This window comes from Halobacteriovorax sp. RT-2-3 (assembly GCF_047085075.1).
In the GTDB taxonomy this organism is placed as follows: Bacteria; Bdellovibrionota; Bacteriovoracia; order Bacteriovoracales; family Bacteriovoracaceae; genus Halobacteriovorax_A.
Map to the genome: position 1 here is coordinate 925,366 of NZ_JBKIYF010000002.1, position 14,112 is coordinate 939,477.

The 14,112-nt window shown below is 34.1% G+C and carries 9 protein-coding genes; 5 read left to right on the forward strand and 4 right to left on the reverse strand.

Annotated elements, in window-relative coordinates; translation table 11 throughout:
- Window positions 1-7: 7 nt before the first annotated feature.
- The 3 genes from ACMAYX_RS10325 to ACMAYX_RS10335 all read right to left on the reverse strand — a co-directional run bounded on the left by ACMAYX_RS10325 (window position 8) and on the right by ACMAYX_RS10335 (window position 6,302).
- Window positions 8-721, reverse strand: coding sequence for an outer membrane beta-barrel domain-containing protein (locus tag ACMAYX_RS10325; protein WP_392993602.1), 714 nt, complete (start codon window positions 719-721; stop codon window positions 8-10).
- A 77-nt stretch (window positions 722-798) separates the two neighbouring features.
- Window positions 799-3,996, reverse strand: coding sequence for a UvrD-helicase domain-containing protein (locus tag ACMAYX_RS10330; protein ID WP_412471675.1), 3,198 nt, complete (start codon window positions 3,994-3,996; stop codon window positions 799-801).
- On the reverse strand, window positions 3,996-6,302 hold the full coding sequence (locus tag ACMAYX_RS10335; protein ID WP_412471674.1) for a PD-(D/E)XK nuclease family protein: 2,307 nt from the start codon (window positions 6,300-6,302) through the stop codon (window positions 3,996-3,998). The genes ACMAYX_RS10330 and ACMAYX_RS10335 overlap by 1 nt, the downstream gene beginning before the upstream one ends.
- A gap of 73 nt (window positions 6,303-6,375) precedes the next feature.
- Between ACMAYX_RS10335 and ACMAYX_RS10340 the strand changes: the two genes are divergently transcribed.
- On the forward strand, window positions 6,376-7,224 hold the full coding sequence (locus ACMAYX_RS10340) for an Hsp33 family molecular chaperone HslO (protein WP_392993608.1): 849 nt from the start codon (window positions 6,376-6,378) through the stop codon (window positions 7,222-7,224).
- Here the strand turns inward: ACMAYX_RS10340 and ACMAYX_RS10345 are convergent.
- Window positions 7,221-8,057: a hypothetical protein gene (locus ACMAYX_RS10345; protein ID WP_146037826.1), complete on the reverse strand. Its 837-nt coding sequence runs from the start codon at window positions 8,055-8,057 to the stop codon at window positions 7,221-7,223. The two genes, ACMAYX_RS10340 and ACMAYX_RS10345, sit on opposite strands and share 4 nt — an antisense overlap.
- A 261-nt stretch (window positions 8,058-8,318) precedes the next feature.
- Here ACMAYX_RS10345 and ACMAYX_RS10350 point away from each other — a divergent pair, with 261 nt between their 5' ends.
- Genes ACMAYX_RS10350 through ACMAYX_RS10365 form a run of 4 tightly spaced genes read left to right on the forward strand, consistent with a single transcriptional unit; the run spans window position 8,319 to window position 14,061 of the window.
- The gene (locus ACMAYX_RS10350; RefSeq protein WP_392993610.1) at window positions 8,319-10,349 is read left to right on the forward strand and encodes a heterodisulfide reductase-related iron-sulfur binding cluster; all 2,031 of its coding nucleotides are present in this window, start codon (window positions 8,319-8,321) and stop codon (window positions 10,347-10,349) included.
- On the forward strand, window positions 10,309-12,270 hold the full coding sequence (locus ACMAYX_RS10355; protein ID WP_412472258.1) for a hypothetical protein: 1,962 nt from the start codon (window positions 10,309-10,311) through the stop codon (window positions 12,268-12,270). The genes ACMAYX_RS10350 and ACMAYX_RS10355 overlap by 41 nt, the downstream gene beginning before the upstream one ends.
- Window positions 12,257-13,309, forward strand: a complete 1,053-nt coding sequence (locus tag ACMAYX_RS10360) for a hypothetical protein (RefSeq protein WP_103217601.1) — start codon at window positions 12,257-12,259, stop codon at window positions 13,307-13,309. The genes ACMAYX_RS10355 and ACMAYX_RS10360 overlap by 14 nt, the downstream gene beginning before the upstream one ends.
- Window positions 13,306-14,061 carry a hypothetical protein gene (locus tag ACMAYX_RS10365; RefSeq protein ID WP_103217600.1) on the forward strand — a complete coding sequence of 252 codons (756 nt, stop codon included), beginning with the start codon at window positions 13,306-13,308 and terminating at the stop codon, window positions 14,059-14,061. Before ACMAYX_RS10360 ends, ACMAYX_RS10365 begins: the two co-directional genes overlap by 4 nt.
- Window positions 14,062-14,112: the final 51 nt, after the last annotated feature.

Sequence of the window (14,112 nt, forward strand, 5' to 3'; positions counted from 1 at the left end):
GCTTCCTTTATAAGTCAAACTGAACAGAGAAAGTTAGATCAATATTTGAATATAATTGATCACTCTCAGAACCAGACTCTCTTGCTGGTGCAGCTTGATAAAGAATTCCGTTAATATCTGCTCTAATACTCCAAGATTGATTAATATAAAATTTAGTTGAAACATCCCACATAAGACCAGTGTGTGACTCATCTATTGTTAAACCAGGGTTTGGAGAACCTGCTCTAACTTCAGGGCCATTATTTGTTTCATTAAGTTTTGCTAAACCTAGACCAAAGATCCAGTCAACATAGAGAATTGAATTGAATGTATTAATTTTCGAATAAAAAGGCGCCCATGTTGCCATTACACCAATATAGTCGTTTACAATTCTTCTAAATGGAATTGAACCACTTCCACCACCATTACTGTTTCTAACAGAAGCTGCTGTATCATTCTCTTCACCTGAATTAGAAGCATAGATAAATTCAGCACCAAGTTCTTCAGTAAAGAAATAACCACCTCTTAACTGCATAGAAGTTGAATCAACAAACGCACCAGATAGTGTTTTACCAAAGCCACCACTTACATAAAAGCGTTGTTGTTTTTTAAACTTACGGTTTTGAAGTACATAAATTTCTTTATCTTTATCAAGCCATGAAAAATTGTAGAGATCACTTTCTGCGGCGAAAGTCTTAATCGTCATAAAAGTTAAAAATAATACAAAGATCATCCTAATCATTTTAGCGTCCTGCCTTTCAAATAGTTGGATTTACAGAGATTATTTTAACATAAGATGTTAACTACAATTTAAGTCGCTTATTGGTGGCATAAATTTCCATACGTACATGATGAACAGTGAGTTATTCTTTTCCCGACTAAATCAGTAAGAGTTCTCCACGTTTCAAATAGGTTTGCTTCAAGCACGGCCATTGAAATTTCTTCTTCAATGACACGTTTTTGATCAAGAGCTAGTACCTTTAACTTAATTTTTTCAGTAACTTGTTCGCCAACTAATAGTAGACCATAAGCATAGGTTTTTAATTGAAAGAAATATGAGCGCAGCTTATCATCATCAATGAGTCCTGACTTGAAGTCCCAAATTTCTACTACCTGACCATTTTGATAAAGCAATCCATCTATAATCCCTGTAATCATTTGACCAAAAAAAGAGAATTTTATTTGATGCTCACTTAAAATTTTGTCATGTGAAGACTTTTTAATTGTATCCCCTACCCATCCGACAATTTCAACCTCTTCTGTATTATTAAATTTTAAATCTCTACCTTTAATAAGATTTTCAACTAAAAAGTGAAGACGGTTACCACGATCAACATCAGAAACACCTTGAACGTGAGGCAATGCGATTTCTTTTTCTTTTGAGAATTCTTTTAAATCATCCTCAAGTTTTAAGACTTGGTTTAAATAGAATTTTCTTGAACATAAAGCCAACTCAGATAGTTTTGTAACTGAAAGTTCAGAGATGAGACCAATGTCTACAGAGTTATCAATATTCTTAACTCCTAATGGATCGAGAAAATATATAGGTGGACGTATTGCTTCTTCCAATTCGTATTTAAGATCAAAACTTTCAATCTCTACTGACTTCATTTGATAATTTCGAAGTGGCACAATCCAGCTATTGTCAGAATGTTTTACATCTTCGCCATTGATACTTATATCAAAGTATTCGATGTTTTCCACGGCCCTTGTACAGGCCACATAGAAAAGTCTCTTTGACTCAGAGAATTCTTTTTGTTTTTTTATTAGCTTCTCTAGAATTAGATTTGGAGATGAGTTTAATTTTTTACTATTTATATCTGCACTCCAAGATAAAGCTCCTGGAAGCGCACCAAACTTAGACTTATCCACAACTGTACGGCCGTTAGTATGAATACCACCAAGAATTATCGTATCAAATTCAAGCCCCTTTGAAGCGTGAGTCGTCATAATTCTAACTTTTGGTTGTGAAAGATAAGAGAAGCTAGCACTATACGAGTCCTTCTCTAAAGATTTTAGGATTTTATAAATTTGATCAATATCACCTTTAGCACCACCAATAATTCCATTTATTTTTTCAGAATTATTCTTATAGGCAGAACTTGATAAGCCTAAATCAAATACAAACGACCAGAAGGCATACTCAATATTACTATTAATATAAGTATCTTTCATTTTCATAAGACTTGTTACATCAACACTTTGATATGAGTCATAGTAATGGCTACATACTCCTTCAATTATAAAGTTGTAGTATCGAGCAATTGCATGAAGTCTCTTTTCGTCGGCTCCTTCCTTAACTCCCTCAATTAAGAAGTTAACAAAGGCCTTAAATATAATAACGAGAGGATCTTCCCCGTAAGGAATCTTTACTTGGGCAACAAATGGAATAGAACTTGCCATCAAGTTTGAAATTAATTGCTTTGAAGGTGCAAGTGTTCGATAAAGAATACAAATCTCTTCATCGGGATTTGTATCTTGCTTCTTTTTAATTAGATCACAAATAGCACCTGCTTCGATATTGTCATAAGTTGTTGAAGATTTTTTCTCTAACTCGATTTCGAGATTAACTTTATGACCTTTAACGATACCAAGACCGGACTCTTTAACATCTGGAAAGTTTTGGTAATCAACTTTTACACTATACTGATCGTGCCCTTGATATTTTTCGCCTAATCCAAATATTGTTTCAAAGAATTGGTTGTTAAAATTTACAACAGCTTCCTCTGAGCGATAATTATTGGACATGTAAAGGTTTTGAGGAATTACCTTTTCAGTTTGATTAAATACCGCAATTTCTCCACCTCTAAATCCATAGATAGCTTGCTTGCGATCACCTACGCACATTAATCGATTGAAATTCTCACCGATAACATGCTTAATAATTTGATACTGCCCAGGAGAAGTATCTTGATATTCATCGACAATAATATAATCGAAATTCTCCTGACAAAGCCTACGTGATTCTTCACTTTCTTCTAACGACTTTAGAGTTAGGTATTCAATATCAGAGAAGTCGATTCCTGGATAATTGTAGTAATACTCTTCTATATAATTAAACAGTTCTTTGTATAAAGTTAACCATTCTAGATATATCCCTTCATTCTCAAAAAAGGCATCATAGTTTTCAGATTCTTTATCATAAAACTTTAGTAGAGAGTTACATTGATCAATTAGCTCTCCAACTTCCAAAGGGATTCCTTTGGCTTTTCGCGGTTTATTTGATTTATAAATCTCACAAAAACGTTTTATATTATTCCAACTATAATTCTTTGATAAGAAAAAAGACTCTGATGCGCTTAAGTGCTTCCACCATGCTTTTTTACTATGTTCATCGGAGTAAGTATTACTAGAGTAATGATTATTAAAGACTTCATTACAGCCAAGTAAGCTCAATATATTATCGAAGTATTCGCCTTCATCAAAAGAGACGTCATTAACATCAATACTTGACCACTCAAACCTAAGCTCAGGACTTGCAAACACAAATTGCATCGAGCTAATTAGAGCGTCAATATTCTTTAAAAATATTTCTATTTTCTGATTATTCAGATTTCGAGAGAACCATTGCTTTGTTAACTCTTCAATTTTCACATTAATTTTGAAACGATCAACAATATCGAGGTTCGCTGGAGCACCAAAAATATAACCTCGTTTAATCAACTTAAGGCAAAAACTGTGAATCGTAGAAATACCAAGTGATTCAAGGGCCTCATCAATAATTTTCTTCTTTGTAACATCTTCGACTTTTGAAAAGCGATCAAACATACGAGATTGTAACTCTCCAGCAGCTTCCTTCGTAAATGTCATTACTACAATTTTAGAAAGATATGACTTTAATTGCCCTAGAATATCAGGATGTGCAGACTCAAAAAGAGCATCGTACTTTTTTTCGATTAAGTAAGCTAAGTGCTCAATGATAACTCTAGTCTTACCTGAACCAGCTCCAGCATTTAGTAGGACTCCACCATTATGCATTACTGCTTTTTCTTGTTCTGAATTAAGTTGAATGGCCATTACTTATCCCCACCCTTTGCACAAATTGGATTTGCAACACAGAAGGTACATATTCCTGAGTTTAGTGGTGCTGCCGGCCACGACTGTGCACTTCTCATTGAAACCATCGTTTCATTCATAAACTCATTAAACTCTTCTTTTTTATAACTTTCTATTTTATTTGTTCTAGAGTGAAATTCATTAAAAAACTTTTCTTCACCAACAAAGATTGAATCTTTCAAGTTTTCAAGGCAAAGATAGCCACCACCTTTTAGATTATGCTCGACACCCCATGCTTCATAATAAGCAAGAAGTTGAATTTTTCGAAAATCATTTATATCAGTTTTAGTAGGAACGGCCCCGCCAGATGTTTTAAAATCGTAAATATAATAATCATCACCATCTTTGATAATTAAGTCGATAGACCCTTTATATTTTTCATTAACTTTTGAAATATCTCTTTCGAAAAAGAATTCAACACTTGATTCATTCTTAATTTCAAGAAGTTTATAAATAATGCCACTACAGTAGGATTCTACTGAAAGTTTCAGGCTTTCAATATCGATCTTTTCAGGTAGTAGAGACTTCTCATCGATAAATCGCTTAAAGGTATTTGCAATAAGCTCTTTTAGAATTCCGCGATCATACTGATTATGAAGCTCAAGATAAGATTCAATCACACTGTGATTAATTGTCCCAATATAACGTCGATCAATAAAGGCAGAAGAAGAAACATCGAGGTCGACACCTTGAGCGTATTTTAAATGCCACTTCTTCGGACAATCAATATATGTTTGAATAAATGATGGTGATAATTTTTCAGGTATAGCTGCTTTTTGACTATAAATAGTTCCGAAGCTTTTACGTTCACTTGCTTGGGCATGGGTTGGATTTAATTCAACACCTTCAAAAAGATTTTCAGCAATTGAACTCCCATGCGTTAGCCCTTCTTCTAAAATTAGGTTTCCGCCTCCCTGAATAAAGCGTCGAAGTTGGTTTCTTAAAATAATAATATCTAAGTTTTTACTTTGTAATGGACCAAATGCACTAAAAATAACGAGAACATCATTTGAGAACCTTTGAGAAGAGCTTAGTGCTCCCAAATCGTCCTTCGAAATATATAGATATTGATTATCTGCACGTTCACTAGTGAATAAGTTATCTCTTGTTCCAATCACACCAGTATCTTTCATCGAAATGTTAACAACTGATGTTCTTGGGAGGTTAAGACCTAGGACTTCCTTCAATAGCTTTAAATCAGAATTATAAATATTTTCATTTACCGTAGCTTTCTCACTAAAGCTTAAGACTTCTTTCTTAAATGCTAAAATAGTTTTTAAAAGCATAAAGCTCTTCTCGTTCATATTAGTAAGAGCAAGCTTATCTAAGAACAAAACTAATTCATCTGCACTTAAATGACCTTTATTCAAGTTTAACTGTTCTTGTACTTTAGAAATTAACTGATCAACACTTGTAAAGAATAGTGCAAAGTCTGTCTTAAACCTTTTTTGTGCGAGTAGAATCGAGTTTACTTGAGTCAGGTCAAGTCCATTCGAAAAACTTAAAATTTGTTTTTCACCAGAAATTAGATCACTTAAATACTCAGCACTTCTTCCAGAAGGAATAGAAATATAATCACAAGATATGCTTTCGATCTCATGTGCTTCTTTTATCTGCTCTAACTCTACCCAGTTAGGCCAAAAGATTTTATTATCACATTGGTTGAAAATAGATTTTTCAAAAGGAATATAAACACTGGCCTTCTCTCCCATCTCTTTAAGCATATCAATTTGATTTGCATTTAAGTGATCAAAGCCAATAAAAATATAACCAACGTCTTCTTGTGGTCTAAAACTTTCACTAACTAATTGGTAAGACTTTTGTTCATCAACAATATTATATGTTTCTAAATAAGTGTGAAATCTCATCAGTCCAGCGATACAGTCTTTTTCAAGAGTGGCCAGCTGACTTAATTCTTCAATTAATGAACCACTTAGATCAAATGAACGTACTTCAGTAAAGAGCTCAAAACAAAAATGAAACTTTTCATAATCATCATTTACCGAAGACTTCCAAAAAGTCCAAAGGTCTACCATAAGTTCAGACTTAGATAGCTTTTTTTGCTCATCATCTAAATTCAGGTGATCAGATAGGAACTTTGCAACTGTAATTGTCTCAGTATTTCTAGCATGGCCTTTGCGAATAATATAATCACGATATAAATCTGAACGCTGGGGAGACGGACAGACTATCTGCCAGCTTTTTATATTTTCATTTTCTTCAAATAACTCATCAAAATGATTTTTATATAAATAAAGATTTAACACGCAACATTACCCTTTTTAAATGACACTTTATGCAAAAAACGATATATAAAGCGCCTACAAGGAGAATTTTACTGTGATTAAAGAAAGCCGTCTATTCAACTTCATTAATAAAGAGAAAACCTTCGCAATTTCTTTTTTAGAAGGTCAAAAAGTTATTCATGATCTTGCACTTATTCACAGTGTCAATAATCAAGGTTTTGGATTTTTTAGAGATTGCACACTTTCAATACTACCTCTAATTAATTTTCTAAAGCCTCAAGAAAATATGGGAATCTTTATTGATTCAGACTCTCCTTACTTTCGCTACAAGTTAGAAATGAATCAGTCTGGTTTTTTTAGAACACTAATCTTCCCAGAAGAGCTCCCAACAATACCAGAAAAAATTACAGGAAAGCTTAGAACGGTAAAGCAATTTCCATATAGCAAGACTCCTTATTCGAGTATTATCAATGTTGAGAACCGCTCAATTAAAGAAATTATGAATGACTTTTTTGATAAATCATATCAAATGAAATCAAAAATTATCATTAGCGATGATAGTGACCAGGTAATGCTTGTAACGAAGCTTCCTGAAGTCAATGTAGATAAAGAAGAGATTGTCGAGTCGTTGAGCCTGAAAGACTATATCAAACAAAATGAAACAAGCTTTCATAATATTTTCAAACAAGCTCTAAATGAAGAAAGCGAAATTCAAAAAGCATTTGAAGGACTTGATTTTGATTTCTTAAAGTCGACAGAAATTAAATTCAAATGTAACTGCTCTCGCGACCGCATGGTTACAGGTGTAGCAGGCGTCGTTCGCTCAAGTGGATTTGCAGATGTATTCCACAACGATGCTTCAATTGAAACAAAATGTGATTACTGCAAAACAGCCTATCTAATCACAAAAGAAGAAGTTTCAAGTATTCTTAGCCTTCACTAAAATGGCAGAGTCGTTTCTTCTGATCTCCAGAAGAAGCGGCTGTTCAAATCAGACTCTAAGTAAATTCCACAAAAATTTTCCGCAAGTGCACCATCTGCCCAAACTGGGGCCATCAGTTGAGAATCTTTATTAGAAGCTATTGAAATTGATTTCCACTTACTATTAACTTTACGCCAATCGATGGCCTTAGGTGAAACAGAACTTACAACGATTAAGTAATCGTTTGTCGAGCTTACTTTCTTTCTTACTTGGGTCAGAAAATTATTAAGGTAAGACATATACTTTGCAAATTCTTTTGCATCCTGCTTTTTCAAAATTTTATAAAGGTCGTAGTCTACGATATTAACAAACCTACGATTAGAATCATTCATTGAATCAAAGACATGCTCAAATAGATTCATCGTATTCGAAAAACACTTTTGTCCACGACATGATTGATCACTATAAATTTCACCAACTTTATAATCACTCGACTTTTGAAAGTGAAATGCCTTGCTTTCTTTTACGGCCTTTCCACCTGAGATAAATAATCGAGTATTTTGGTAAAAATTAGCATTACACTTATTAATAGCAGCTAAGTTAGGAGATTCACCGCGATAGATAACAGAGTTACTATAGCCCGAGTTTACAAATACATCCCAAAGAGACTTTCTTTGATATTTTTCACATGTTTGGTTAGCCAAACCGTAACCGTTAATCTGCGCTAGTAATTGATCCTCAACACTTGGAGTAATCGTCATCATATTATACGACCACATTTTACCGAAACACGCATAATTTTCGAGCTCAGTCTTTGCTGTATAATTTAAGTTCTTAAAGTGCAAATAGCCCATATGCTCTTCACTTAGGCCAGGTATCTGAATAAAAATTAGGTTTTGAGGATAGTTATTAAACGAATGTTTTTTTAAGTTAATAGTATTAACTCTTGAACATGAAAAAAATATTCCGAGAAGTAATAAAAATATTAAGTTTTTTTTATCGTACATCATAATTTCCGACTCATTAAATAGGGATTCTTATGATATATTATCATATATATAGGATTGAAATTATTAAAATTAATATTCACGTTTAAAAAGTAAGCGAGGGAAGAAATGAATCAAACTCTTGATGCCGCCACGCGAGAAATTTTTTGGAATATTCCATTCTCGTTTAAGGTTGTCATGTACATTCTATTTTTTGCAGCAGTCTTTGTTATGTTCAAAGGTCTGTATCAAAAAATTCAATTTATCACTGGAAAAAAAGGTATTGATGCTATCAAGGGCCTAAAGGACCTTTTACCAGAGAAGTTAAACTGGGGATCATTCTTCAAAACAATGCTTCTTACTGGTAAAGTACCACGTTTTAGAAACGTAGCTCTTTTCCACGGTCTAATCTTTTGGGGATTTGTTATTCTATGGATTGCTACAGACCTTGTTGCAATTCACGCTGACACTCCTTTTAAAATCTACAAAGGACCTGTTTATATCGTAATCTCTTTCCTGGCCGACATGGCCGGATTAATGGTTCTTGCAGGTATTGGCCTTGCTTACAAAAGAAGATATATTGATAGACCTTCTTACCTTCAAGCAACGAGACCAAAGCAAGAATTATTTATGTACGCTATGCTTATCTGCCTTGTTGTTCTTGGATACCTAATTGAAGGTGTAAGAATCATGGGTACAGGTATGCCTGTTGGAGAAGCAACGTGGTCACCAGTTGGTTGGGCGCTAGCTTCAATCTTTACTAAGATTCCTCTTTCAGAACAGGTTTGGGCATATTCATATCGTGCAATGTGGATGGTTCACATGGCAAATACAATGCTATTTGTAGCTGCATGTGGAACAACTAAATTCTCTCACATCTTTGTACTTCCATTTGCTGCCCTAGTTACTCCGCCAAGACGTGGTGCCGTACTTGAGCCAATGAACTTTGAAGATGAAACTGCTGAGACTTTCGGACTTGGGAAAATTTCAGAACTTAGTCTTAAAAATAAACTAGACCTTCTAGCTTGTGTTGAGTGTGGACGTTGTACGCAAGTATGTCCTGCTAACCTTGCAGAAAGACCTCTGGATCCTAAAAAGATTATTACAAAAGCACGTGATCTTGCTTTTGAAACGGCAGCAAAAGGTGAAACTGACGCTGACTTCTGGGAAAACTCAATATACTCATCAATTGAACTAGACTCATGTACTACTTGTGGTGCTTGTATGGAAGAGTGTCCAGCAAATATTGAGCACGTGGATATCATCATGGGTGCAAAGAGATACAAAACTCTTACACTTGGAGAGATTCCAGCTGACGCTGCAACGGCAGTTCAAAAAGTACAAATCAACGGAAACCCTTGGGGAATCTCTCAAGATGATCGTTTCAAATGGGCAGACGGTCTTGATGTTCCAGTAATCGAAGCTGGTAAAAAAGTTGATTACCTTTACTATGTTGGTTGTGCTGGTTCATACGATGCTTCTAACCAAAAGGTTGTTCAAGATACAGTTAAGCTTCTAAAGAAAGCAGGTGTTTCATTTGCTGTTATGGGGAAAACTGAAAAATGTAATGGTGACCCAATCAGACGCTTTGGTGATGAGTACTCATTCTTTGAAATTGCGATTGAAAATATTGCAAATATGAGACAATACGACTTTGATAAAGTTGTAACTCACTGTCCACACTGTCTACATACGATTGGTAAGGAATACGCTAAATTTGATGATGGTGACTTTACTACAGTTCACCACACTGAACTTCTTGCTGACCTACTACGTTCTGGGAAACTAAAACCAGAAAAGAAAGTTGAAGAAAATCTTACTTTCCATGATCCATGTTACCTTGGTCGCCACCACGGTGAATACAATGCTCCAAGAGAAATCCTAAAGGCAGCTGGTGTTGAGATCAAAGAAATGGATAAGAAAGAAGATACTGCCCTATGCTGCGGAATGGGTGGTGGTAATATGTGGTACGAAGTTGAAGCTGGTACTGATTTAGCTGCTGGACGCCTTGAGCATGTAGGTGAAAAGAAAGTTGATAAATTAGCTACGGCCTGCTCTTTCTGTATGATAAACTTTAAGGGTGGAATTAGCGAAAAAACAGGTACTGAAAACCTTGAGATTGAAGACGTTGCTTCAATCCTTGCAAAAACTATCGATTAAATCAATTATACTAGGCTCAGTTCTAGCTGGGCCTAGCTTTTTTCAAAATCAAATACTCGCCCAAAACACTCAAGAAAATCAAACTAGTTTATTAGAAACATTTGAAGAAAAGTTAAAAACTTTTCAGAGTGAAATTAACGAGAAGATTCTAAATCCGCCAAGCGATAAAGTTTCGTTTAGACAAAATTTCAAAGATGAAGAAAAAATCGAGTTATCTAAGAGACAGTTAAATGCAATCCTTCTCTATAGTGAACAAGACTATAAAGAATTATTTCATGTTAATAAGTGTTCAATATATACACTCCTTAAAAATCGTCTTATTAGAATTAACAACCAACCACTTCTTAATGTTGAAGCGAGTGTAACATCAGATAGTTCGACATCAACGGCCCTAGTTCCTATTGATGCCTTTCTTGCTCATTACTACAAGAGTAATTGTCGCCTATCCTTCAAGCAGTCTCGCCTCTTTGAAAAAGGTCTCTTAAAAGATACATTCACAAAGTTGACTCCAAAATTTCCTCGTAATCAAACGCAATGCCTCGATCAATACAAAGACCTGAAGAGTAATATTAATATTGATCATATCTGTAGTGCTCCTTACACCATAGAGCTAGCAGGTAAACTTGGTGAAAGATTGAGAGATAATTCACTGAGTATTTCTGAGAGAAGTTATATCAATTCTCTAAGGCGTCAATCTAAGACATATACTGATGAAATTAATGATCGTGATATTTTATACTTCAAAAACTTTTGCAGTAATCTAAGTCGTGAAGAACTATTTTGTAAAAATTATTCCAAGCAAGACTTCTGGTCTCTAATCATTAATAAGCAAAAAGCTACTGATCACATTGAAGTTCGATGTCGCAATATTTTGGGTAAAACAACACCAGAAGACAAAATGGAAGAACTAGATTATTTGAAGTGTATCTCGCTCTTAAGAAATGAACCTAGCCGATGCATGACTCAAGGACCAGCGACAGGAAGTGTTCTCTACCCTATGCCAAGTTGTAATGAAATTTCTGAGACTTTAAAAATTTCACGTCTAAAAAATAATTACAATGATTGCCCAAGGAATATTGGAAACTACGCCATCATCAATGGTGCGCGAGTTATCAAACATTTCGCGACCAACGACCTAAAGAGTAAAGACTGTGTTTTCCCATCTTATGAAAAGATCTATGGACTTTATTTAGAGTCAGGAGAAGAAGAAAAGTGGCCACTTAGTATTTGTTACAATTCTAACGATGGGAAGAAATGCTTACCTTTCATTCCAGGTAATTCAAAAGAGAATTACAATGCTTTAAACATGGTTGTTGCCAATGCTCTTTTTCAAACGAAAATTGTCACGAGTAGAATAAAGTGCGAGCAAGTGTCGAAAAAACAATTTAATCCTCTTCGCTTAAAATATAAAGCTGGTTGCTGGGTTGTTCCTCAAGAATTAGCATGCCGTTCTCAGAGTTGTAAGTACAATGTAATGATTGATAACCGTAAAGCACTAGAGATATGGAGTGAAGGATCACTCTCATTCGATTACTTTAAAACGAAGTACAACTCTTCTGATGCTGACATTCATTCACGAATTCTCTCTGTTCTAAATATTAAAGAACAAGAGATTAATTCACTAACGTCATTAAAATTCTTTTTAGATAATAAGAAGAATGGAATTATCCACGGCCAAGGGTGTGCTGAAGATATCTATCCTTCTCATTACCAACTTAGAAAAATTGGTATTTGTACACCTATGCCATTTATTATTGATGGTTATAAAGAAATTAATAACAATACCTACCTAAGCTTTAGAAGTGCACTCGATGACATTAGCTCACCACGATCTGTTTTATGGGCAAATGCTTTTACCGCACTATCACGCTACTCTACTTTAAGTCCTTTAAAGAATTGGGAGTTATATGGCCTTTACTAAAATAAATAAGCTTATAATTTCTTCTTTATTAGCAACGAGTGTTCTTTCTAAAACAGCTCTACTAGAGCTAACAACAAGACAAAATGTTCATAACTTAAAGTATGATGACTTAAACGGTATTACATTCTATCTAAAGGGAAAGAATGCTATCGCATACTCCGCAAAGAATCGCGCAAATACCGTTTTGGAGAAAAAAACTGATAGCGAGTTTGATGTTATCAAAGCAAACGAAGAACTTTATATTATAAGTGTTAAAGAAAACCACTTTAAAGATTTCTCTTATATTACAGAAGCCGAAATTTATTTTTATAATATTAAAAAGAATCAGCTCGACTTTGTTGGAAAAGGGAGCTTTCCTAAATTTCACTCTAAGAGTAATTATATTTCGTACACTAGAGAGGATGAAGGAAGTCTCTTTATAGAAATTGTAAATCTAAAGAATAATCTTGATCGTTTTTCGATCCCCCTAGTGACAAAGGATATTCTACACCTTAGTGAAGTAGAAATTTTTGATGATAGTCTTATTTATTACACAGATAAGGACCGAGAACTTAAGAGTAATATAAATATTTACAATAATCGCTCTAAAAAGAAATACCTCCTTCATCAATATGATAAAACAGATAAAATTATAAGCTTAGAAAGCTCTGATTCGAAAGTCTTCATTCTAGAATCATCTCTTGGCGAAAATCCATATATTGATCTCGTTGAGATTGAAAAAGGTCGAGTTGATTTTACGAAACGCTCTCCCCTTATCAATCTTCAAAGTGGACCAGGATACAATCTCAATATTCAGCAAAATGAGTTATTCTTTATCCTGACTTTAAAAAGCGAAAATTCGAATCTCTTCAACCAAAGAGAAATCGTTTCTTACAATTTAGAAGATAAAAAATTAAGACAAAGAACAGACTTGAATTATGTTTCAAATATCGTTCTACATAATAAATCGATCCTCGTCCCATACAAAGACAAAATTTATCTTCTAAGAAATAAGGAAGGTAAATTTAGTATTGATAAAGAGATAAAGTCGAAACTATGAAATACCTAATCATCCTTTTGTTCACATTTACTATTTTTGCCACTGCTCCTACTGAGCAAGAACTTAAGTTTTCACCTAGTCTAAGCCCAGTACTTAAAGACTTAGTAGTAGAGCTTTATATCAATAGCAAAATCAATCAAGAATATATTGTCGAATTTAGTAAAAATCTTACTTCACCTATTGATAATGATTTTATCGAATTAATCATTTTAAATTCAATATTGAATACGAGACTTAGCAAGAAGTATGAGCATATCAATATTTCTCAAAAACTTTATAACGAAATCGATCAAAATATAAAGTCGATAGAAACAACACTTCCATTTTCAAAATATATTTCAAATAAAATTTTAAAAGATATTGGTGAGTTATTAACAAATAGAAATTTAAGAGAATACAACAACTATATAAAAAATCGTGATGTAAAGATCTCTCCTGAACTAAAAGAGTTTATGAATCGTATTAGTTACCTTCAATACTGGATAGATACTTTAAGAAAACCTAGCTCACTTCGTAACGCGACTTTACTAGACACAAACCTAGAAATCTTAAACTCACTAAATCGTAACTTAAGCATAACTGCCTCTTCACATAAGAAAGAAAATGATATCTCTTATATTTCAATAAATGACATTGATCTCATTAAGGCCAGAAGACAAGTTGATCAACTTCTCTTCAATAACGCGCCCGACAAAGACCCAGATTACAAGGCCCCGCAAGAGCTTCCTGAGCCTGTCGAAAACTGGGAATAAGCTTAAAGTTGACGTGTACTTTTTGGGGATTTCAACTATTTACCCATCTAT